The sequence below is a fragment of the Mesorhizobium sp. ArgA1 genome, from assembly GCF_053714375.1.
In genome coordinates this window covers 478,731-499,102 of sequence record NZ_JBSKBQ010000001.1, presented here as the reverse complement: position 1 = coordinate 499,102, position 20,372 = coordinate 478,731, and the positions used below count along the sequence as shown (strand labels likewise).

The 20,372-nt window shown below is 62.9% G+C and carries 21 protein-coding genes; 9 read left to right on the top strand and 12 right to left on the bottom strand.

Annotated elements, in window-relative coordinates; translation table 11 throughout:
• Positions 1–137 precede the first annotated feature (137 nt).
• The 4 genes from ychF to ACWGTI_RS02315 form a co-directional block, all read right to left on the bottom strand.
• Entirely contained in the window at positions 138–1,241 is a 1,104-nt protein-coding gene (gene ychF / locus ACWGTI_RS02330; protein ID WP_454585627.1) for a redox-regulated ATPase YchF, read from the bottom strand.
• A gap of 96 nt (positions 1,242–1,337) precedes the next feature.
• The gene (pth, locus tag ACWGTI_RS02325; RefSeq protein WP_454585626.1) at positions 1,338–2,078 is read right to left on the bottom strand and encodes an aminoacyl-tRNA hydrolase; all 741 of its coding nucleotides are present in this window, start codon (positions 2,076–2,078) and stop codon (positions 1,338–1,340) included.
• A gap of 21 nt (positions 2,079–2,099) precedes the next feature.
• On the bottom strand, positions 2,100–2,744 hold the full coding sequence (locus ACWGTI_RS02320) for a 50S ribosomal protein L25/general stress protein Ctc (RefSeq protein WP_454577283.1): 645 nt from the start codon (positions 2,742–2,744) through the stop codon (positions 2,100–2,102).
• Between the two features lie 342 nt (positions 2,745–3,086).
• A complete protein-coding gene (locus ACWGTI_RS02315; RefSeq protein WP_454585625.1) occupies positions 3,087–4,124 on the bottom strand; it encodes a LacI family DNA-binding transcriptional regulator in 1,038 nt (345 codons plus the stop codon).
• A 282-nt stretch (positions 4,125–4,406) separates the two neighbouring features.
• Here ACWGTI_RS02315 and ACWGTI_RS02310 point away from each other — a divergent pair, with 282 nt between their 5' ends.
• The 7 genes from ACWGTI_RS02310 (at position 4,407) to ACWGTI_RS02280 (ending at position 10,563) form a co-directional block, all read left to right on the top strand.
• On the top strand, positions 4,407–5,426 hold the full coding sequence (locus tag ACWGTI_RS02310; protein ID WP_454585624.1) for a sterol desaturase family protein: 1,020 nt from the start codon (positions 4,407–4,409) through the stop codon (positions 5,424–5,426).
• A gap of 95 nt (positions 5,427–5,521) precedes the next feature.
• Positions 5,522–6,502 (top strand): sugar ABC transporter substrate-binding protein, encoded by a 981-nt coding sequence (locus ACWGTI_RS02305; protein WP_454585623.1) that lies wholly within the window; start codon positions 5,522–5,524, stop codon positions 6,500–6,502.
• Between the two features lie 247 nt (positions 6,503–6,749).
• Positions 6,750–7,751, top strand: coding sequence for an ABC transporter permease (locus ACWGTI_RS02300; protein ID WP_454586465.1), 1,002 nt, complete (start codon positions 6,750–6,752; stop codon positions 7,749–7,751).
• Positions 7,751–8,542, top strand: a complete 792-nt coding sequence (locus ACWGTI_RS02295) for an ATP-binding cassette domain-containing protein (protein ID WP_454585622.1) — start codon at positions 7,751–7,753, stop codon at positions 8,540–8,542. The genes ACWGTI_RS02300 and ACWGTI_RS02295 overlap by 1 nt, the downstream gene beginning before the upstream one ends.
• Positions 8,543–8,645: 103 nt before the next feature.
• Positions 8,646–8,957: a MocE family 2Fe-2S type ferredoxin gene (locus ACWGTI_RS02290; RefSeq protein WP_454585621.1), complete on the top strand. Its 312-nt coding sequence runs from the start codon at positions 8,646–8,648 to the stop codon at positions 8,955–8,957.
• Position 8,958: 1 nt separating this feature from the next.
• Complete coding sequence (locus ACWGTI_RS02285; protein WP_454585620.1) at positions 8,959–9,741, top strand: TIM barrel protein; 783 nt, start codon at positions 8,959–8,961, stop codon at positions 9,739–9,741.
• Between the two features lie 9 nt (positions 9,742–9,750).
• Positions 9,751–10,563, top strand: coding sequence for a 3-methyl-2-oxobutanoate hydroxymethyltransferase (locus ACWGTI_RS02280; protein ID WP_454585619.1), 813 nt, complete (start codon positions 9,751–9,753; stop codon positions 10,561–10,563).
• On the opposite strand, the gene ACWGTI_RS02275 is transcribed toward ACWGTI_RS02280, so the two are convergent.
• Entirely contained in the window at positions 10,541–11,008 is a 468-nt protein-coding gene (locus ACWGTI_RS02275; protein ID WP_454585618.1) for a MarR family winged helix-turn-helix transcriptional regulator, read from the bottom strand. The two genes, ACWGTI_RS02280 and ACWGTI_RS02275, sit on opposite strands and share 23 nt — an antisense overlap.
• Positions 11,009–11,160: 152 nt before the next feature.
• Here ACWGTI_RS02275 and ACWGTI_RS02270 point away from each other — a divergent pair, with 152 nt between their 5' ends.
• Positions 11,161–12,003 (top strand): alpha/beta fold hydrolase, encoded by an 843-nt coding sequence (locus ACWGTI_RS02270; protein ID WP_454585617.1) that lies wholly within the window; start codon positions 11,161–11,163, stop codon positions 12,001–12,003.
• 83 nt (positions 12,004–12,086) lie between these two features.
• Here ACWGTI_RS02270 and ACWGTI_RS02265 read toward each other — a convergent pair whose 3' ends face one another.
• Both ACWGTI_RS02265 and ACWGTI_RS02260 read right to left on the bottom strand, forming a co-directional pair.
• Positions 12,087–13,001 (bottom strand): alpha/beta fold hydrolase, encoded by a 915-nt coding sequence (locus ACWGTI_RS02265; protein ID WP_454585616.1) that lies wholly within the window; start codon positions 12,999–13,001, stop codon positions 12,087–12,089.
• A 142-nt stretch (positions 13,002–13,143) separates the two neighbouring features.
• Entirely contained in the window at positions 13,144–14,388 is a 1,245-nt protein-coding gene (locus ACWGTI_RS02260; protein ID WP_454585615.1) for an MFS transporter, read from the bottom strand.
• Positions 14,389–14,568: 180 nt separating this feature from the next.
• Here ACWGTI_RS02260 and ACWGTI_RS02255 point away from each other — a divergent pair, with 180 nt between their 5' ends.
• Positions 14,569–15,453, top strand: a complete 885-nt coding sequence (locus ACWGTI_RS02255; RefSeq protein WP_454585614.1) for an AraC family transcriptional regulator — start codon at positions 14,569–14,571, stop codon at positions 15,451–15,453.
• Here the strand turns inward: ACWGTI_RS02255 and ACWGTI_RS02250 are convergent.
• The 5 genes from ACWGTI_RS02250 to pgeF form a co-directional block, all read right to left on the bottom strand.
• Positions 15,441–16,412: a Bug family tripartite tricarboxylate transporter substrate binding protein gene (locus tag ACWGTI_RS02250; protein ID WP_454585613.1), complete on the bottom strand. Its 972-nt coding sequence runs from the start codon at positions 16,410–16,412 to the stop codon at positions 15,441–15,443. The genes ACWGTI_RS02255 and ACWGTI_RS02250 overlap by 13 nt on opposite strands.
• Positions 16,413–16,522: 110 nt before the next feature.
• Positions 16,523–17,458 carry a ribose-phosphate pyrophosphokinase gene (locus ACWGTI_RS02245; protein WP_023686119.1) on the bottom strand — a complete coding sequence of 312 codons (936 nt, stop codon included), beginning with the start codon at positions 17,456–17,458 and terminating at the stop codon, positions 16,523–16,525.
• Between the two features lie 158 nt (positions 17,459–17,616).
• Complete coding sequence (locus tag ACWGTI_RS02240) at positions 17,617–18,213, bottom strand: hypothetical protein (RefSeq protein ID WP_454585612.1); 597 nt, start codon at positions 18,211–18,213, stop codon at positions 17,617–17,619.
• A 110-nt stretch (positions 18,214–18,323) separates the two neighbouring features.
• The gene (locus ACWGTI_RS02235; protein WP_454585611.1) at positions 18,324–19,475 is read right to left on the bottom strand and encodes a M24 family metallopeptidase; all 1,152 of its coding nucleotides are present in this window, start codon (positions 19,473–19,475) and stop codon (positions 18,324–18,326) included.
• The gene (gene pgeF, locus ACWGTI_RS02230; RefSeq protein WP_454585610.1) at positions 19,475–20,269 is read right to left on the bottom strand and encodes a peptidoglycan editing factor PgeF; all 795 of its coding nucleotides are present in this window, start codon (positions 20,267–20,269) and stop codon (positions 19,475–19,477) included. The genes ACWGTI_RS02235 and pgeF overlap by 1 nt, the downstream gene beginning before the upstream one ends.
• Between the last annotated feature and the right edge of the window lie 103 nt (positions 20,270–20,372).

Genomic DNA, 20,372 nt, shown 5'->3' with positions numbered 1-20,372 from the left:
GCGTGTCATGGACGACGCCTGTTTCAGGACTGTGACCGGCTGAACTATCGAGATGGGCGCTGCCGGATGATGTTTGCTGCGCTTAGACCCGGCGTCCAGCAAGGTCAAGCCGAGCCCACCTCACGGACATGGCACTCTTACGTGTTGAACTTGAACAGCAGCACATCGCCGTCCTGGACGACATATTCCTTGCCTTCGTCGCGCGCCTTGCCGGCTTCCTTGGCCGCCACTTCGCCGCCCAGGGTGATGTAATCGTTGTAGGCGATGGTCTGGGCGCGGATGAAGCCGCGCTCGAAATCGGTGTGGATGACGCCGGCGGCCTGCGGGGCCTTGTCGCCCTTGTGGATGGTCCAGGCGCGCGTCTCCTTCGGCCCGGCGGTGAAATAGGTGATCAGATGCAGCAGATCGTAGCCGGCGCGGATGACCTTGTTGAGGCCCGGCTCGTCAAGCCCGAGCGAGGACAGGAACTCCATCTCTTCCTCGTCCGAGAGCTGGGCGACTTCGGCCTCGATCGCGGCCGAGATCACCACGGTTCCGGCGCCCTGCGCAGTCGCCATTTTCTCGACAGCCGCGGTGTGCTCGTTGCCGGTGGCCGCATCGGCCTCGGCGACGTTGCAGACGTAGAGGACCGGATGCGACGTCAACAGGTTCAGCCCCTGCAAGATGCGCAGGTCTTCCGCTGAAATGCCCTTGAGCAGGATGCGGGTCGGCTTGCCGGCCTGCAGCAGCTCCAGGGCCGCCTCCATCATCGGCAGCACGGTGGTGGCTTCCTTATCCTTCGAGCCGGCACGCTTGCGGATCTGCACGATGCGGCGCTCGAGGCTGTCGAGGTCGGCGAGCATCAGCTCGGTCTCGACCGTCTCGGCGTCGGCGACGGGATCGATGCGGCCCTCGACATGGGTGATGTCGTCATCCTCGAAGCAGCGCAGCACGTGCACGATGGCGTCGACCTCGCGGATGTTGGCGAGGAACTGGTTGCCCAGCCCTTCGCCCTTGGAGGCGCCGCGCACCAGGCCGGCAATGTCGACGAAGGAGATGCGGGTCGGAATGATCTCCTTCGACTTGGCGATTGCGGCGATCTTCTGCAGCCGCGGGTCTGGCACCGCGACCTCGCCGGTGTTCGGTTCGATGGTGCAGAACGGATAGTTGGCGGCCTGCGCCGCCGCCGTCCTGGTCAATGCGTTGAAAAGCGTCGACTTGCCGACGTTGGGCAAGCCAACGATGCCGCATTTGAAACCCATGTTCGTCCAGTCCTATCGGGAATTCGAAATTTGATCAGGGCTATGGGCGATAGGGGTGAGGAACGTCAAGCCCCGCGGTCCCGATAGCGTCGACGCTCAGTCCTTCTTGCCGAACAGCCTTTTCAGCATCGCAGCCATCGGGCCGCTTTCCGGCAGCTTGGCCGGCGCCTGCTGCGGCCGTGCCTGGCGGATGTGGCTCTGGGCTTTCGGGCCCGCAGCCTTCGGCGCCTTGGATGGCGGGCGGTCGTCACCGCCGGTCGGAGTTAGCTTGTCGCGCAGAGCCAGGGTGATGCGGTTCATGAAGGAACTGTCGTCGCCCTTGGCCAGCAGTCCGGCGTCGTCGGCGATAGTTTCGAGCAGCACGTCCAGCCATGCGCGGTCGGCCTTGGCGAAGTCGCCGAGCACATGGCCGTGCACCATATCCCTCACTCCGGGATGGCCGACGCCGATGCGCACGCGGCGAAAATTCTTGCCGACATGCTGGTCGAGCGAGCGGATGCCGTTGTGGCCGCCGGCGCCGCCGCCGACCTTGACCCGCAATTTGCCGGCCGGCAGGTCGATCTCGTCATAAAAGACGGTGAGCGCCTCGGGGCCGATCTTGTAGAAGCGCAGGGCTTCGCCGACCGGCTGTCCCGACAGGTTCATGAAGGTCTGCGGCTTGATCAGCAGGATCTTTTCGCCGGCAATCGTGCCTTCGGCGATCAGGCCCTGGAACTTCTTCGACCAGGGCGAAAAGGAATGGCGGCGGGCGATAGCGTCCGCCGCCATGAAGCCGACATTGTGCCGGTTATGAGCGTATTTCGCGCCCGGATTGCCGAGGCCTGCAAAGACAAGCATCGTGCGCTCCGGACCCGAAAATTACTTCTCTTCGGCAGCCGGAGCCGCCGCTTCGGGGGCTGCTGCTTCCGCGGTCTCTTCCGTCTCCGGCTTCATCGCCGAGGAGCCGGCAATGGTCGCGATGGTGAAGTCGCGGTCGGAGATCACCGGCTTGACGCCGGCCGGCAGGGTCACCGCCGAGATGTGGATCGAATCGCCAATGTCGGCGCCGGTGAGATCGACGGTGATGAATTCCGGGATCGCATTGGCCGGGCAGTGGAACTCGACTTCGTGACGCACGATGTTGAGCACGCCGCCGCGCTTGATGCCGGGCGACTTGTCTTCATTGATGAAGTGGACAGGCACGTCGACATTGACCTCGGTGTCCTTGCCGATGCGCAGGAAGTCGACATGCATCGGGAAGTCCTTGACCGGATCGAGCTGAAAATCCTTGGGCAGAACCTGGATTTTCTGGCCGTCGACATCGATCGTGGCGATCGTGGTCAGGAACCCGCCGCCGTGGATCTTGTAGAAGACGTCCTTGTAGCCGAGCGCAATCGCCAGGGGAGGCTGCTTGTCGCCGTAAATAACTGCAGGCACTTTACCGTTGCGGCGAACTGCACGGGCGGACCCCTTACCGACCTGTTCGCGCGCTTCGGCCTTGAGCTCGTAAGTATCGTGGCTCATGGCATTTCCTTTCGCGTGTTATGGAGCGTTTGCGGCGGGCAATGTGCCTGGACCGTAAACGTCGAAAGCCGCCTGGCCTGGATATCCGAATGCCAGAAGCCGCATACGCGGACCTTTGTTCGGGATCACAAGGGAAGGCAGCCTTCCGCCGCGTTGCCTCCAAGGGTGTCTACGCGGGTGGCGGCTCTATAGCGGAAGGCGGGAAAGGGTGCAAGTCGGTGGCAATGGTCGGTATTGCACTTTGAATGCGCTTGGCACCGTGGCCGGACATTTCCAAGTCCAAACCTGCTGTTTGCACCAAATTCCAACGACGTTGCGAGCTCGCTGGAGATATTCCACCGCCTAGATGTTCTCGCGGGTGTAGATCTCGAAGGGCAGGATGGTGGTGACGTTGCCGCTTTCGTTCGGCGCCGACACTGCGCGGATCATGCCGGCCAGCGCTTCCTGCGCGATGCGGGCGAGTGGATGCGAGATGACGAAGGTCAGCGTGCCGTCGAGCAGTGCCGGGCGGGTCGAGTCCATCAGTTCGTAGCCTACCACGACGATGCTGCCGGCGCGGCCGGTGGAGCGGAGCGCAGCAATGGCGCCGGTGATGCCCCCGCCGGCGACATAGAGGCCGGACAGATCCGGATTTTCGTTGAGCAGCTTTTCGGTCATCTCCTGCGCGATCGCGCTGGATTCGAAGGTCAGCAACGGCTCCAGCAGCGTGAAATCAGGCGCGTGCTCACGGAAATAGGAGCGGAAGCCGCTCTCGTTCATCTCTTGGCAGCGGTAGCGATGATTGCCGACGAGGATGCCGAGCTTGCCGGGCGCCCGGCAGACATGCTCGAACACCCAGGCTGCGGTGCGCCCGACCTTCCAGTTGTCGAGGCCGATATAGTTGACATGGCCAGTGGCCGAGATCTGCGAAATCAGCGCGAAGACCGGGACGTTGCGGGCATGCAGCGCATCGACCGCCTGAGTGACGAGAGGATGGACCGCGGCGACAACGCCGACGGCATCACATTCGGCGCCCAAGGCCAGCATCCGGGCGGCGACGTTCTGCGGTGACAGATCGTCGAGAAACTCGGTGCGCAGCTCTATCTCGCAGTCAGGCATGGTCGGCGCCACCGCGCGTAGCGCCTCGGCGATGTTGCGATAGAAGGCGCGGCCGGGTTGGTGCAGCAGAAAGCCGAAGCCGTAGCGCGGCCGGGCGGCCGCTATGCGGCTGCGCAGCGCGCCCATGCCGTAGAAGCCGATCTGCTCGGCCGCCAGCCTGACGCGCTCGCGCGTGCCCTGGCGGACGGCGCCGGCGCCGCTCAGCACCCGGTTGACGGTGGCCACCGAGACATTGGCCTCGGCGGCGACATCCCTGATCGTCGGCCGCTTGTTCTGATCCATTTTGTCTCATCCGTCTGTAGCAATTGATACGAATATATCATTTGCTGTGCACGATTGATATGAATGACACAATAAAGTTGGAATAAACATTCTATTCTTGATTCATTTTGGATCAAGATGTTTATCTCCGGAAAAGCAAGCAAGGCGGACGCACCGCCAGCCCAGGGACAGCAGCAGCACAGCGCAGACGGGTTTTCGCCCACCGCCTCGGCGGTGTCAGGCAGCGTGCGCGTGCGGCCATGTCTGGCGTTGCGGGCGCGGCATTGCGGGTGGAGGATTGGCATGGACGATCTCAAATACGGCGCGCGCGACAAGCGCGGGGACTGGAAGCCGAACGGGCGCATCGAGGGGGCGCCGTTGTGGAACTGGCCCCCCAGGCTGCCGAAAATCCTGGCATGGCTGCCCGGCTATATCTGGCCGTGGAATGCGTTCCACATGACGACGGCGCTGATCTACTGGTTCTATGTTGTCCCCGGCGTCGAGACGATGAAGACGCTCAGCTGGGGCTGGGCGTTGTGGCTCTACGCCGTCAACGCCGCGGCGATCCTGGTGTTCTACGGCATCTTCGAGTTGCGCTATTACATCAAGCGCGCCCAGGCGACGCGGTTCAAATACAACCACAAATTTCCAGGCGATGCGCCCTCGGACGTGTTCTGGTTCCAGAGCCAGAACCTCGACAACTTCCTGCGCTCGTTCTTCATCACCATTCCGCTATGGACCGTGGTCGAAGTCATTTTCCTGTGGTGCTTTGCCAATGGCTACGCACCGTGGGTCAGCTGGTCGGATCATCCAGTCTACCTAGCCGCACTGGTGCTGATCGCGCCGGCCATCCACGAGGTGCACTTCTTCTTCATCCACCGCCTGATCCACTGGGGACCGCTCTATCGCTGGATCCATTCGGTCCATCACAATTCGATCAACCCCTCGCCGTGGTCGTCGCTGTCGATGCACCCGGTGGAAGGGTTTCTCTATCACGCGGTCGCCTTCTGGCACCTTGTCATCCCGTCCAATCCGATCGTCGCGCTGTTCCAGCTGCATGTCGCCGGCTTCGGCGCCGTCAACGGTCATCTCGGCTTCGACAAACTTGAGGTGAGCGAGGACACGGCCGTCGATAGCCATGCCTACACGCACTACCTGCACCACAAATATTTCGAGGTGAACTACGGCGGCGATGGGCTGATCCCGCTCGATCGCTGGTTCGGTACCTGGCACGACGGCACCAGGGAGGGCGACGCCATGATGGGCGCCCGGTTCCAGAAAAAGAAGGAACGCATGAACGCCAAGCCTGCGGCGAACCATTGATCTCGCGACACCACGCGCAACGGGAGAGGTGCGCGTGCAGATGAATTCAACGTTTTTCTAAATCCGTCCGAGGACGGCAACCGGGAGGAAATGACATGAAACGCACCACGAACCTTCTGACGGCGATGATGACGGCCGCCGTGCTGGCGACATCAGCCACAGTGGCGATGGCCGACGGGGCGAAGATCTTCGTCATCGGCGGCAAGGCGGACGACCCGTTCTGGTCGAAGGTCAAGAAGGGCGCCGACGACGCCGGCAAGGTCGCCGAACTGACCGGTGGCTCTGTCACCTGGCTCGGCCCGCAAAACTACGACAATCTCGGCCCGGACGCGGCCAAGCTGATCCGCACCGCGCTCAGCCAGAAGCCTAGCGCCATTGTCGGCCCGGACTGGGTGCCCGAGGCCATGGATGACGCCTTCAAGGAAGTCGTCGCCGCCGGCGTGCCGCTCATCGTCTACAATTCCGGCGGCATGGATGCAGCCAAGCGGCTCGGCGCCATGAACTATGTCGGCAACGAAGAATACACGGCCGGTCTGGGCGGTGGCGCCTATTTCGGCAGCCATGGCGCCAAGAACGTCTTGTGTGTCAACACGTTGCCGGGCTCCACCAACACCGAAGACCGCTGCAAGGGCATCGCGGACGCCATCGCCAAGAGCGGCGGCAAATCGAGCCAGCTGCCGCTGCCTTCATCCAGTTTCGGCAACCCGACCGCGGTCGCCGAGGCGATCAAGGCCGCCGTGTTGAAAGACAATACGCTCGACGGTGTCATCACCATCAGCGCCGGCGACGCCAACAGCGCGGCCAACGCCATCAGCCAGGCCAGTGTCGGCGACAAGGTCAAGCTTGCGTCGTTCGACATGGACGAAACCGGTCTGCAGCGCATCAAGGACGGGACGCAATTGTTCGCTGTCGACCAGCAGCCCTATTTGCAGGGCTATCTCGCTGTGTCGCTGCTGAACGGCTTCGTCAACTATGGGCTGGACCTGCCGACGAAACCGGTGCTGACCGGGCCGGGGATCGTCGATGCAGCCAATGTCGACGCGACGATGGGTGGCGCGGCGGCCGGCGCCCGATAAAGCTCCGCCTCACCTTCTCCCCTTGTGGGAGAAGGTGGATCGGCGCGCAACGCCGAGACGGATGAAGGGGTGTTGGAAGAAACGCCAACGCCTGACTCCGCCCAGCCCCCTCATCCGCCGCCTTCGGCGACAACCTTCTCCCACAAGGGGAGAAGGGGGAGCCATGTTCAAGCCAGGGACCACTTCGATGACATCCCAAGCCCATCACCAACCCGCGGTGGCAGCGACTGCGCAACCCGCCTCTTCGATGCCATCGATAGGCAGCCTCGTGCGGCGCCCAGAGGTCGGCTCGCTGATCGGCATGATCGCCGTTCTCGTCTTCTTCTCTATCTTCGGCGGCGCCAATTTCTTGTCGGCCGGCGGCTCCGCCAGCTGGCTCAACGTCGCCTCGGAACTCGGCATCATTGCCCTCCCGGTGGGGTTGCTGATGATCGCCGGACACCTCGATCTTTCCATCGGGTCGATGATCCCGGCGAGCTCAATGACCATTGCCATCCTCTCGGGCCATTACGGGTTGCCGATCATCGTCGGCATCCTCGCGGCGCTGGCCCTCGGGCTGGCTGTCGGGTTCATCAACGGGGTGCTGGTGATCCGCACCAGGGTGCCGTCCTTCGTCGTTACGCTCGCAACGCTGTTCGCGCTGGCCGGACTGACGCTCGGCCTCTCGGTCATCCTGTCCGGCAGCACCAGTGTGGCGCTGAAGAGCGGGCCGACCGCCAAGCTGTTGTTCGGCGACTATCTCGGCGGCAAGTTCCAGGTCACCCTGTTCTGGTGGATCGCCATCATCCTGATTGTCGGGTTCATCCTGAATTTCTCGCGCTTCGGCAACTGGATCCTGGCCATGGGCGGCGATGCCGTCAGCGCCCGCAATGCCGGCATTCCGACCGACCGGGTGACCATCGCGCTGTTCATGAGCAGCGGCCTGTGCGCAGCCTTCGTCGGCATGTCGCAGGCGATCCTATACAACAGCGCCCAGGTGGCGGCAGGGCAGTCTTTCATCTTCAACTCGATCATCGCCGTGGTCATCGGCGGCGTGCTGCTCACCGGCGGCTACGGTTCGGTGGTCGGCATCGTGCTCGGCACGCTGACCTTCTCCATCGTCAACCAGGGTATTTTCTACACAGGTTTCGACGCCAACTGGGCGAGCCTGATCATCGGCGTCCTGCTGCTCGCTGCCGTGCTGATGAACAATACATTCCGTACCATGGCGTTGACCTACGCGCCGCGCACCAGACAGAGGGTCCGCTGATGACAACGCCCCTGCTCAGGCTGACCGGTATCAACAAGTCGTTCGGTCCGATCGACGTGCTCCACGACATTTCGCTGGAGGTTAATGCAGGCGAGGTGCTGTGCCTGCTCGGCGACAATGGTGCCGGCAAATCCACGCTGATCAAGATACTTTCCGGCGTCCACAAGCCGACATCGGGGACAATGGAAATGGACGGCAAGGCGGTCGAATTCGCCAGCCCGCGCGACGCCAGCGACCATGGCATCGCCACCGTCCACCAGTTTGGCGGGACGTTCGCGCTGATGAGCATCGGCCGTTCCTTCTTCGTCGGCGCCGAGCCGACACGGCGCTGGGGGCCGCTGACCATCTACGATCGCAAGCGGGCCAACGAGATCGCCGTCACCGAGATGCGCCAGCTCGGCATCACCCGCATCGACGACGGCGACCGCCTCGTCGGCGGACTGTCCGGCGGTGAACGCCAGGCGCTGGCCATCGCGCGCGCCGTGCATTTCGGCGCCAGCGTGCTGATCCTGGACGAGCCGACCGCGGCGCTCGGCGTCAAGGAGGCGGCGCACGTGCTGCGCATCGTGCTGCAGGCACGCCGCAAGGGCATCGCGGTGATCTTCATCACCCACAATGTCGTCCATGCGTTGACCGTCGGTGACCACTTCGCCGTGCTGATCAGAGGCTCCAAGGCCGCCGATTTCCGCAAGGGCGAGAAAAGCCGCGAAGCGATCACCGATTTGATGGCGGGCGGCGAGCAGATGGCAGAGCTTGAAGCCGAGATCGAGGGCTTCAGCGCGACACAGTGAAGGCGCCCATCTCCTCCCGGGCATCTTCCTGTGCGGCCGGCGGAACGCATGGTTCCGCCGGCCGCCTTTCAACCAACCAGAGACAGGCTTGCAGGAACCAGCAATGGCAAAGTGGATTGATGCGTGTGCGACGGACGATATCGAGGAAGAGGATGTCATCCGCTTCGATCACGAAGGCCGGACCTTCGCCATCTTCCGCAGTCCGGACGATGCGTTCTTCTGCACCGACGGGCTGTGTACGCATGAGAAGGTGCATCTCTGCGACGGGCTGGTTATGGAATACAGGATCGAATGCCCGAAGCACAACGGCGTGTTCGATTACCGGACCGGCGAAGCCGTGCGCGCGCCGGTCTGCGTGAACCTTAAAACCTACGCCACGAAGGTCGAGGACGGCCGCGTGCATATCGAGGTCTGACATGTCCGATACTTTTACGCTTGCGGCTTGCGCCGAAATGCTTTGGCGCGACCGGCCGATGGAGTTCCGCCTCAAGCGCCTCACCGAAATGAGCTTCCAGGTCGGCCTGTGGAATTGGCCCGAGCACGACCTCGCAATGCTGGAGAAATCCGGCGCTACCTTCTCGATCATGAACGGCTATCTGCGCGGCCGGCTGGCCGATGACGAGGGCGCCGCCGAACTGTTGAAGACGGCAAAGGAGACGGCGGCGGTCGGCAAGCGCCTCGGCGTCGCACGGCTCAATCTGCACGGCACCGGTCTCGGCGAGGGCGGCCTGCCGGTCACGCCTTGCGAGACCATCACTGGCGCGATGTGGCTCAAGGCGCGCGACACGCTGAACCGCATCGCTGATCTCGCTGAGGCCGAGGGCGTAACCTTCACGCTGGAGAATTTGAACCTTCCGGTCGACCATCCCGGCGTGCCGTTTGGGCGTGCCGAGGATACGCTTGCTTTGGTATCGAGTGTGAACCGGCCGGGGCTGCGCCTCAATCTCGACCTCTACCATGCGCAGATCGGTGAAGGGAATCTGATCGAGCTGTGCCGCAACAGCCTGCCATGGATCGGCGAGGTCCAAGTCGCCGACGTTCCCGGACGCATGGAGCCCGGCAGCGGCGAGATCAACTACCGAGGCATTGCCCGTGCGCTGAAGGACATGGGTTATCGCGGACCCGTGGGACTGGAGGCGTTTGCCTCCGGTGATCCCGAGGCTGCCCTGCAAGCCTTCCGCGAAGCTTTCACAGTCTGAGGAACGAGAATGGTCACCAAGAGCAGCCGCCCCACCGTCGCCGACATCCGCGCCATGAAGAGCCGCGGACAAAAGATCTCCATGCTTTACGTCGCCACGCTCGAAGAGGCTGCGGCGGCGGATGCGGCCGGCGTCGACATGCTGTCGATCGAGGGCCGCTTCTTCTCACCCGAGATGCGCGAGGCGGCCGGCCGCTGTTTCGTGCAGGTCGGGCTGCCCTACGGCCCCGCCGGCAGTCTGGTCACCGCAGAGGATTATCTCAAAACCGCCTACCACTTCATGCGCATCGGCGGCGACTGCTTCTACTGTGCCGCCTCGCTCGATATCCAGAAGACGCTTTGCGACAATGCCGTGCCGGTCGTCGCCCATGTCGGCCTGATCCCGTCGCAATGCACCTGGACCGGTGGCTTCAAGGCCGTCGGCAGGACAGCCGAGAGCGCGCGTGCGGTGTGGGATCACGTCAAGCGGCTGGAGGCCATTGGCTGCTTCGGCGCGGAGCTGGAGGTGGTGCCCGACCGCATTGGCGAACTGATCACCAGGAATACGCCGATGATCATGCTTGGCATGGGTGCCGGGCCGCATGCCGATGCGCAATACCTGTTCAGCGAGGACGTGCTCGGCCACACGGCTGGCCATAGACCGCGCCACGCCAAGACTTACCGCAACTTCGCCGCCGAATATGAACGGCTGCAGCGCGAGCGTGTCGCCGCCTATCGCGAGTTCATCTCCGACGTGCAGACGGGCGTCTATCCCGAACCGCAGCACGTGGTCCCTATCACCGACACGGAACTGTCCACTTTCAAGGCAGCTTTAGGCCTGTAGCGTTTTCGCTGCCGGCGTACTGATTGCCGCTCAACGCGTCACGCAGCGTCTGGATCTGCCGGTTCAAGGCATCGAGCTGCGCCAGCGTCATGCCCGAGCGCTCGATCAGGGTTTCGTTGAGGCAGTTGCACTGGGTGAGCAGCGCGCGACCGGCTGGGGTCAGGTCGACCTGAACCTGGCGCTCGTCGGTCCGGCTGCGGTGGCGGGTGACCAGGCCTGCCTGTTCCATGCGCTTGACCAGAGGCGTGATCGTACTCGATTCCAGAGCGAGCCTGTGCGCGATGCTGCCCACCGACATGCCGTCGGCCTCGGCAAGCGCGTTCAGCACCAGGTACTGCGGATAGGTGATGCCCATCTCGTCCAGCATCGGCTTGTAGGTGCGGTTGATCGCCATGCTGGTGGCGTAGAGCGTAAAACAGAGCTGATTGTCCAAGGGGAGAGGCACGGCCCATTCCTTTGCCGAGTGAGCATTCTCAGATATGTACCACGAAAAATGATATCGCGATATATATTTCTTGTAGACAAGGGTTTCGAACAGCGCTAGTCATATTGTTATCGCGATATTTATTGTCGCGAAAGCGATCAACGGAGATTGAGATGACCAAGCCCGGCAGCAGCACGATCACCACCAAGGACGGCACCGAGATTTTCTACAAGGATTGGGGGACCGGCCAGCCCATCGTCTTCCATCATGGCTGGCCGCTGAGCAGCGACGACTGGGACGCCCAGATGCTGTTCTTCCTGTCCAAGGGCTACCGCGTCATTGCCCATGATCGGCGCGGCCATGGCCGCTCGACACAGACGGATACCGGCAACGAGATGGACACTTACGCCGCCGATGTCGCGGAACTTGTGGCACATCTCGACCTTAAAGGCGCCTTCCATGTCGGCCATTCGACCGGGGGCGGTGAAGTGGCCCGCTATGTCGCGAAGTATGGCTCAGGCGGCCGTGTCGCCAAGGCTGTCCTGATTGGCGCCGTGCCGCCGATCATGCTGAAGACGGCGGCCAATCCAGGTGGCCTGCCGATTGAGGTGTTCGATGGTTTCCGCGCCGCCCAGGCCGCCAACCGCGCCCAGTTCTTCCACGATGTTGCAGCCGGTCCGTTCTACGGCTTCAACCGTCCCGGCGCCCAGGTATCGCAGGCTGTCGTCGAGAATTGGTGGCGCCAGGGCATGATGGGCGGCACCAAGGCGCATTACGATTGCATCAAGGCGTTCTCGGAAACCGACTTCACGGAAGACCTTAAGGCAATCGACGTGCCGGTGCTTGTCCTGCATGGCGACGACGATCAGATCGTTCCAATCGCCGACTCGGCGCTACTGTCGGTCAAGCTGCTCAAGAAGGGCGAGCTCAAGGTCCACAAGGGTCTTCCGCATGGCATGGCGACGACCCATGCCGATGTCATCAACGCCGACCTGCTGGCCTTCTTCAAGGCATAGAAAGCTGCGACTTGGATAAACAAAGGCACCCGCCATCAGGCGGGTGCCTTTGTGCTGTTATCGAAATGTCCGCGGGGCAGCGCCTATTTGGCGAGAAAACCTGTGATCAGCTTGACGGTGGCGTCGGGGTTTTCTTCCATGATCCAGTGGCCGGAGTCGGGCACGATCCCGCCCGTGACATCGGTGGCAACAAGCCGCAAGATATCGGCCTGCGTGGTGCCGGCGGATTTTTCCCCACCAACAGCCAGCACCGGCATGGTCAGTTTGCCGCCGGCGGCGAGCATCGCCTGGTTGTCGATCGCGTCCTGGTCAAAGGCCTTGAATTGCTCGAAAGCGTCATGCATCGCATGCGGGCGGGCATAGAGTTTGGCGTAGTGCTTGCGCGTTGCCTCGTCGATCTTCTTGGGGTCGGCCGACAGCTCGTTGTAGAAACGATCGAGATAGATGCGCTCGCGCCCCGCGACCAGCCGCTCCATATCCGGGCCGCGAAAGTTGAAGTGCCAAAGCAGCGGGCTTTGCTTGATCTTTTCCCAGTCGCCGATTCCCGGCAGCGGCGCATCGATGATGACCCATTTGGTGATGCGTTTTGGATATTGCGCGGCAAGCGCATAGCCGACCATGTTGCCAATGTCGTGCGTGACCAGGTCGGCCTTGTCGATCTTCAGCGCGTCCAATACGCCGGCAATGTCGACGGCCTGGTTCTTCTTGGTGTAGCCCGCGTCCGGGTGGGCCGACAGACCCATGCCGCGCAGGTCCGGCACGATGACGGTATGGTCCTTCGCAAGTGCCGCCGCCGCGGCACCCCACATATCTCCGGTATCGGCAAAGCCGTGCAGCAGCACGACGGCGGGGCCCTTTCCGCCGACGCGCACATAGAGTTTGGTGCCGTTGGTTTCGACGGACTGAGTCTTGAAGCCCGGTGGAAAAGGAACGATGCGTGCCGTCGCCGGCAAAGTAACAAGAAGCAAACCCACCACGGCCAACATGATTTTGCGCATATCATCTCCAGAGCTGCCGGAGGCCCCAAGCCTTCGTTGATGCTATTTCCTAGCAGTCTTTTCACCCGGCGTAAGGTGAAAGAATCAAAGAGGGCGCGGCAGCTGCCACGCCCTCATGTCGCGTTCTGGAGATGGGCGGTTTTCAGCCGGCCGTCGCCTGCGCCTTCCTGGCTTCCTTCATGTTGGGCAGGAACACCGTCAGCAGGCCGAGCAGCGGCAGATACGAGCAGACCTGGAAGACAAAATCGATGCCCTTCATGTCGGCGATAACGCCGAGCACGGCAGCCGCAATGCCGCCCATGCCAAAGGCGAAGCCGAAGAAGATGCCGGCGATGGTGCCGACACGCCCTGGCACCAGTTCCTGCGCAAACACCACGATGTTGGAGAAGGCCGATGACAGGATCAGGCCGATCAACACCGTCAGCACCATCGTCCATTCGAAATTGGCGTAAGGCAGCGCCAGCGTGAACGGCAGCACGCCGACGATCGAGAACCAGATCATCGCCTTCTGGCCGTAGCGGTCGCCGAACGGACCGCCGAGCAGGATGCCGAGCGCCGAGGCGCCGAGGAACAGGAACAGCATCACCTGGCTCATCTGCACCGACACGCCGAACTTATGGATGGAATAGAAGGTGTAATAGCTGGAGAGAGAGGCGATGTAGGCGTTCTTGCTTAGCACCAGCAGCGTTAGCACCGCCAGCGCTCCCATGACCTTTTTGCGCGGGAAGGGCGAGACGAAGCTTGCCGCCTTGCGATTGCCTTGCGCGGCGCGCATCCGACTGTACCAGCTGCCGACCCGCGACAAAACAATGATGCCGATCAGCGAGCCGACGGCGAACCAGGAGATGCTGGTCTGGCCGAAGGGCACGACGATGAAGGCGGCGAGCAGCGGCCCCATCGACTGGCCGAAATTGCCGCCGACCTGGAACAGCGATTGCGCCAGACCAAAGCGACCGCCCGAGGCGAACCGGGCAATGCGCGAGGATTCCGGATGGAAGATCGCCGAGCCGATACCGATCAGCGAGGCGCCGACCAGAAGCAGCGCATAATGGCCGGCATAGGCGAGCACGATCAGGCCGATCAGCGAGGACGCCATGCCGTAGGGCAGGGAATAGGGCATTGGCCGCTTGTCGGTGATCATGCCGATGACCGGCTGCAACAATGACGCCGTGACCTGGAAGGTGAAGGTCAAAAGACCGATCTGCCAGAAGTCGAGCCCGTAATTTTCTTTCAGCAGCGGATAGATCGCCGGCAGCAGCGACTGCATGATGTCGTTGATGCCGTGGCAAAAGCTCACCGCCAGGATGACGGTAAAGGCGGTTGCCTGGACTGAGGGGAGGCTGGCGCTTGGCTGCGGCGCAATGCTGGTGGCTGTGGTATCGGTCAAGGCAGGCTCCGAGGTCTTTTTGGCGGGTGGTTTGCCCGCGGGCAGGCTTGGCGACCGCTTCTGGCGGACCGCTTAAGGACACCCTTACGGGAGCGCCTTGGGACGTTTGCCTTATAAGCCGCTTGCGAGGCGACTTCTTTCGTGGTTTGGTCCAATAGTTTCGCAAGTGGGCCATAGCCGATGCCACATGGCAGGGACATCTTCCGCGCCGGCAATGCCGATCTCGGACGGTTGCACGAAAGCCGCTGGCAGTGGCTGGAGGAGGTTGCCGGCCCTGCAGTGGCTTTGCCGACCGAATACCCGGACGGCTACCACGTGCCGCAACACCGCCACAGCCGCAGCCAGCTGTTGCATGCGCTGGTCGGCGTCGTGCTGGTGACGACCAGGTACGGGCGCTGGATGGTGCCGCCCGATCACGCCATGTGGATCCCGGCTGGCACCGAGCATTCCGTCGAGATGCTGGGCGATGTCTCGATGCGCTCGGTCTATGTCATGCCGGGCGCGATCCCCGGCCTGCCGGAAGGCTTGCGCGTCGTCGGCGTCACCGAGCTGATGCACAGCTTGATCGTGGAGTCGGAAAAGCTGCCGCAAGGCGGCGAACTGGAAGGGCGCGGCGGGCTGATCATGAACCTGCTGTTGCACGAAATCCCGATCTTGCCGGAACGACCGCTCGGGCTGCCGTTCCCGACTGATCCGAGGCTGGCGGCGCTCTGCCGGCGCTTCGTCGCGGCACCTTCGCCGCGTGCCACGATCGACGAATGGGCCGATGCCGCCGGGATGAGCCGGCGCTCCTTCACTCGCGCCTTCCACCGCCAGACCGGACTGTCCTTGTCGACATGGCGCCAGCAGGCCTGCCTGTTCGCGGCACTTCCCAGGCTCGCCGACGGCGAGCCGATCACCAGGGTGGCGCTCGATCTCGGCTATGACAGCGTGCCGGCCTTCATCACCATGTTCAAGCGTATGCTGGGCGCCTCGCCGCGCGGCTATATGCGCGGCGCGCGCGACAATGGCGAAGCCATGCGGCGGGCTCCGCCCCGCGCGCTGTCCTTACCTCAGTCCATCTGAACGCCGCTCGCCTTGACGATCGGCTCCCACTTGGCGAGCTCAGCCTTCACATGTGCCCCCAACTCTTCCGGGGTGGAGCCGACGATCGAGGCGCTGAACGTGCCCATGCGTGCAATCACATCGGGGTCCTTCAGGGATTCAACTGCTGCCTTCTGTAGCACGGCGACCACCTCCGGCGGAGTGCCCGCGGGCGCGAACAGTGCGTTCCAGCTGTAGGTCTCATAGCCGGGGATGGTTTCGGCAATGGCTGGCAAATCGGGGAATGAGGGAACGCGCTCCTTGGTGGTAACGCCGAGCGCCCTCAGCGTGCCGCTTTTGATATGGCCCGATGAAGACGGCAAATTGTCGAACATCATCGGCACCTGATTGCCGATGACGTCGTTCAAGGCCGGTCCAGCGCCCTTGTAGGGAATGTGCTGCATGCTGACGCCAGCCATCGTCTTGAAAAGCTCGCCGGAGAGATGCAGCGGCGTGCCATTGCCTGACGAGGCGTAGGCGTATTTGTCCGGGTCCTTCTTCAGCAGCTCGATCAGTTCCTTGACGTCCTTGGCCGGAAACTGAGGGTTCACGACCAGGACGTTCGGCACCAGCACAAGCAGCGATATCGGAGCAAAATCCTTCTCCGCGTCGTAAGGCTTTGTCTTCAGGATCAGCGGATTGAGCGCGTGTGTCGCAACCGTGCCCATGAGGATTGTGTAGCCGTCCGGTTCGGCGCGGGCGACCTGGGCAGCACCAATGCTGCCGCCGGCGCCGCCGACATTTTCGACGACAATCTGCTGGCCGAGTTTTTCGGACATCTTGTTGGCGACAAGGCGCGCAACCAGATCCGTTGAGCCCCCAGCGGAAAAGGGGACAACCATTGTGATGGTCCGGTCCGGAAAATCGGCAGCCCAGGCCGCCGGCGCTGAAAAGACAGCCGCGATGGAAACCGCAAGCCCGAGCAAAGTCCTACGCCGCATCTGCCACTCCTCCATTGTTTGGAGGGGCAGTATGCCATGCCAAGCGCGTCAGGAGAAACGTCTGCGTCCCGCAACAATGCAGATTACGGGCCGCTAATATGGGGCGTCCGCTAGTCGAACAGGCTCGATACCGACTCTTCGGTCGCCGTGCGAGAGATCGCCTCGCCCATCAGGTCGGCGATGGAAATGACGCGGATGTTCGGCGCATCGAGCACGCCCTGCGTCGGCTGGATGGAATCGGTGATCACCAGTTCCTGCAGCTTCGAGCCGCTGATGCGGGCGACAGCGCCGCCCGACAGCACGCCATGGGTGATGTAGGCGGTGACGCTGGTGGCGCCGTTGGCCAAGAGCGCGTCGGCGGCGTTGCACAGCGTGCCGCCGGAATCGACGATGTCGTCGATCAGCAGGCAATCCTTGCCGGCGACCGCGCCGATGATGTTCATCACTTCGGATTCGCCGGGGCGTTCGCGGCGCTTGTCGACGATGGCCAGTTGCGCGTCGAAGCGCTTGGCCAGCGCGCGGGCGCGGACCACGCCGCCAATGTCGGGCGAGACGACGACGACATTGGCAAGCTGCTTGTATTTGGCCTTCACGTCGCGAGCCATCACCGGCACCGAGAACAGATTGTCGGTCGGAATGTCGAAAAAGCCCTGGATCTGGCCGGCATGGAGATCGAGCGTCAGAACGCGGTCGACGCCGGCGCGGGTGATCATGTTGGCGACCAGCTTGGCCGAGATCGGGGTGCGGCCCGAGGCGCGGCGATCCTGCCTGGCGTAGCCGAAATAGGGGATGACCGCGGTGATGCGCTTGGCCGAGGAGCGCATGAAGGCGTCGATCATGATGAGCAGTTCCATCAGATGATCGTTGGTCGGAAACGAGGTCGACTGCAGGATGAAGACATCCTCGCCGCGCACATTTTCCTGGATCTCGACGAAAATTTCCTGATCGGCGAAGCGTCTGACGCTGGCCTTGCCCAGCGGGACGTTGAGATAGCGGGCGACCGCTTCGGCCAGCACCCGGTTGGAATTGCCCGCGAAAAGCTTCATGCACCGTTCCTGGCGAAGGATGGAGAGGCAGACAAACTCTCTTAGGCCTCTTAATCGGGCTTTTAGCGAGCCGTGCCGGTATTGCAAGCCTCGTTGACGGGAATCCGCCGGCTAATCTCAAAAACGTCAACGCATGACGGATGCCGGCAACAGGCGGATCAGCCGGCGCGGCCGCCGAGCCAGGCCGCGAACTGGTCGATCGTCTGGTCGGCGATCGCCTGCATGGTGGCGGGCGCGACCGCGGGCCAGCCTTCGGCGGCATTGACTGACGCCGCCTTCTGCTGGCCGTTGATGCGATGCAGCCGGTTGCCGGCGGGGTCATAGACGTCCCAGACATAGATGACGGTGGTGTCCGTGCCTTCCGTCATGGTCGAGAAGTAGCCCTTCAGCACATGCGTGGCGGCCTGGTCTGCGCTGCCGGCAAGGGTGATGCCGCGCTGCCTGGCGCGCGTCTGCAGTTCGGCCGTCAACGGCGTTGCCGCTTCCACCGAAGCGCCGACGATCGGAGCGATCTGCAGCCGCGTCTTCGCCAGGGCGGCGGCGCTCTGCGCAGGGTTGGCGGGTGTGGTGGCGCCGACGGCCGGCGACGATGGCGCCGGCGTGGCCGGCGCGGTGCCCGGGGCCGCCGATAGCGGCTGGGCCGAGGCTGCCGGCGGCGTGATGGCGGAGGGTTCGAGGACGTCCTTGGCGTTGGTACAAGCGGCCAGCACGAGCGCTGCGAGCAATGACACGGTCGTCACATGCGATCGTCCCATCTGCCCGAAAACTCCCTATGTCTTTTTACGCAATTCCGGACGGAAAATCGACTACACTTTTCCTGGAGTTGCTCTCGTGAACGCCCCCGCGTGGACCAGTCATTATGGATTCACTGTACGATCAAGTCGAGATCATGGCGTGAAAGCGGCTTCGGCTGGGATTCGGTGGTCAGGTAGGTGCGGCCAAGCGTCATTGCCGTCTCGGTTTCGGAGTCCATGATGATCATGTGCGCGAACAGCGTCATGTTGGGCGCGATCGGCTCGGGATTGCCCTGGTAGAACATCGGCATGTCCATCCAGGAAGGGGTGAAGCGGGCGCCGACCGAGTAGCCGCAGGCGTTGAGCCGGTGCTTGGTCAGATTATGCGCTTCCAGCGTGCGCGCATGCGCGTCGAAGACGTCGCCGAAGGTGTTGCCCGGCATCATCGCCTTCTCGACCGCCAGCAGGGCGGCGCGGGCGGCGTCGAACAGCTCCTGATGGCGCTTCGACACCTTGCCGGTCAGCAGGGTGCGCATCATGGGTGCGTGATAGTGGTGGAAGACGCCGGCCCATTCGAGCGTCAGCTGGTCGTTCTTGGTCAGCTTGCGGCGTCCGGCCTTGTAGCGGCAGAGCAGCGCGTCGACACCCGAGCCAATGATGAACTCATTGGCCGGATAGTCGCCGCCGCCGGCAAAGACCGCGCCTTGCATGGCGGCAAGGATCAGCGCTTCGTCGCCGCCCTGTTTGATCAACGGCAGCGCCGCGTCGAGCGCGTCGTCGGACAGATTGGCGGCTTTTTCGGCCTTGGCGATCTCGGCCGGGCTCTTGAACAGCCGCAGCCGGCCGACAATGCCGGAAGCATCGGCGATCTGGCCGAAGGTCTGCAACTGTTCGTCGACGCGGCGGCCGTTGAAGGCGGTCAGGCCATGGGTGTCGTATTCGACGCCGATGCGGGCGCCGAGCAAATTGAGGTCGTTTAGCAGGTTGCGCAGGTCGATCGCCGGGTTGGCGCCGTCGCGATCGGTCCACAAGACAATATTGTCGATGATCGAGGTGTGGCGCGCCTGGCGCAGGTCGGCCGAGCGGGTGAGAAGCACCATCGAGCCGTCGGCCTTCACCACCAGGCACTGGAAGAAGCAGAAACCGAACGTGTCGTAGCCGGTCAGCCAGTACATGCTTTCCTGGGCGAAAAGCAGCACCGCGTCGAGCTTCTTCTCGGTCATCTCGATCATCAGCCGGTCACGCCGGGCGTCAAATTCCGATCGTTCGAAATGCAACGCCATTATTCGTTCTCCAAAACAATTGCCGAAACCTGTCGACCGTAGTCCGGTTCCTTGCGATGTGTCGTGCGCCGGTAGGAAAAGAAGAGATCCTCCTCGGCATAGGTACAACGGCCAAGCCCCTCTGCGATCACGCCGGCCTTCCTCAGCCGGTCGACCGTATAGAGGTTGAGATCGAACATCGCATGCCCGGGATTGGCCGATGGCATGAAATAGCGAATGTTTTCGGCATCGGCTTCGACGAAACGGGCGACGAATTCCGGCCCGACTTCGTAGTTTTCAGGGCCGATGGAAGGGCCGAGAACCGCAACGATGCGCTGGCGGCGGGCGCCCAGGCTTTCCATCGCCGCAATGGTGTTTTCAAGCACGCCGGTGAAAGCACCCTTCCAGCCGGCATGCGCGGCGCCGACGACGCGCGCTTCGGCGTCTGCAAACAGGACCGGGCCGCAATCGGCTGTCGAGGCGCCGATAGCCATGCCTGGGCGGTCGGTGACGATGGCATCGGCCTTGGGCCGCGGGCCGGGAAACGGCTCGCTCACGATGACGACGTCAGGCGAGTGGACCTGATGCGCGGTCAAGAGATGGCTGGCCGGCACGCCCATCCAGGCAGCGACCCGGCGGCGGTTCTCGGCGACCAGCATCTGGTCGTCATCCGAGCCGGTGCCGATATTGAGTCCTTGGTAGATGCCGCTGGAGACACCGCCGATACGGGTGAAATAGCCATGGCGGACGCCTTGCGGCTTCGCCGCTTCCAGCAGCTGCGAGCGAACAGGATCCGGTTTGGTCTGATTCAGCATGGATGGGTTTGTTGTCCGCGCCAGCGCTTTCGTCAAGGCGAAGTTCGGTCAGTATTTGCGGCAGCCATCGCGCATTGGCTCCGAGTTGGCGAAAAGCAGGCAT

Bases quoted from the DNA above. Each gene is read 5' to 3' on its own strand.
- ychF (WP_454585627.1), bottom strand. From the start codon at position 1,241: ATGGGTTTCAAATGCGGCATCGTTGGCTTGCCCAACGTCGGCAAGTCG.
- pth (WP_454585626.1), bottom strand. From the start codon at position 2,078: ATGCTTGTCTTTGCAGGCCTCGGCAATCCGGGCGCGAAATACGCTCAT.
- ACWGTI_RS02320 (WP_454577283.1), bottom strand. From the start codon at position 2,744: ATGAGCCACGATACTTACGAGCTCAAGGCCGAAGCGCGCGAACAGGTC.
- ACWGTI_RS02315 (WP_454585625.1), bottom strand. From the start codon at position 4,124: ATGGATCAGAACAAGCGGCCGACGATCAGGGATGTCGCCGCCGAGGCC.
- ACWGTI_RS02310 (WP_454585624.1), top strand. From the start codon at position 4,407: ATGGACGATCTCAAATACGGCGCGCGCGACAAGCGCGGGGACTGGAAG.
- ACWGTI_RS02305 (WP_454585623.1), top strand. From the start codon at position 5,522: ATGAAACGCACCACGAACCTTCTGACGGCGATGATGACGGCCGCCGTG.
- ACWGTI_RS02300 (WP_454586465.1), top strand. From the start codon at position 6,750: ATGCCATCGATAGGCAGCCTCGTGCGGCGCCCAGAGGTCGGCTCGCTG.
- ACWGTI_RS02295 (WP_454585622.1), top strand. From the start codon at position 7,751: ATGACAACGCCCCTGCTCAGGCTGACCGGTATCAACAAGTCGTTCGGT.
- ACWGTI_RS02290 (WP_454585621.1), top strand. From the start codon at position 8,646: ATGGCAAAGTGGATTGATGCGTGTGCGACGGACGATATCGAGGAAGAG.
- ACWGTI_RS02285 (WP_454585620.1), top strand. From the start codon at position 8,959: ATGTCCGATACTTTTACGCTTGCGGCTTGCGCCGAAATGCTTTGGCGC.
- ACWGTI_RS02280 (WP_454585619.1), top strand. From the start codon at position 9,751: ATGGTCACCAAGAGCAGCCGCCCCACCGTCGCCGACATCCGCGCCATG.
- ACWGTI_RS02270 (WP_454585617.1), top strand. From the start codon at position 11,161: ATGACCAAGCCCGGCAGCAGCACGATCACCACCAAGGACGGCACCGAG.
- ACWGTI_RS02265 (WP_454585616.1), bottom strand. From the start codon at position 13,001: ATGCGCAAAATCATGTTGGCCGTGGTGGGTTTGCTTCTTGTTACTTTG.
- ACWGTI_RS02255 (WP_454585614.1), top strand. From the start codon at position 14,569: ATGCCACATGGCAGGGACATCTTCCGCGCCGGCAATGCCGATCTCGGA.
- ACWGTI_RS02250 (WP_454585613.1), bottom strand. From the start codon at position 16,412: ATGCGGCGTAGGACTTTGCTCGGGCTTGCGGTTTCCATCGCGGCTGTC.
- ACWGTI_RS02245 (WP_023686119.1), bottom strand. From the start codon at position 17,458: ATGAAGCTTTTCGCGGGCAATTCCAACCGGGTGCTGGCCGAAGCGGTC.
- ACWGTI_RS02240 (WP_454585612.1), bottom strand. From the start codon at position 18,213: ATGGGACGATCGCATGTGACGACCGTGTCATTGCTCGCAGCGCTCGTG.
- ACWGTI_RS02235 (WP_454585611.1), bottom strand. From the start codon at position 19,475: ATGGCGTTGCATTTCGAACGATCGGAATTTGACGCCCGGCGTGACCGG.
- pgeF (WP_454585610.1), bottom strand. From the start codon at position 20,269: ATGCTGAATCAGACCAAACCGGATCCTGTTCGCTCGCAGCTGCTGGAA.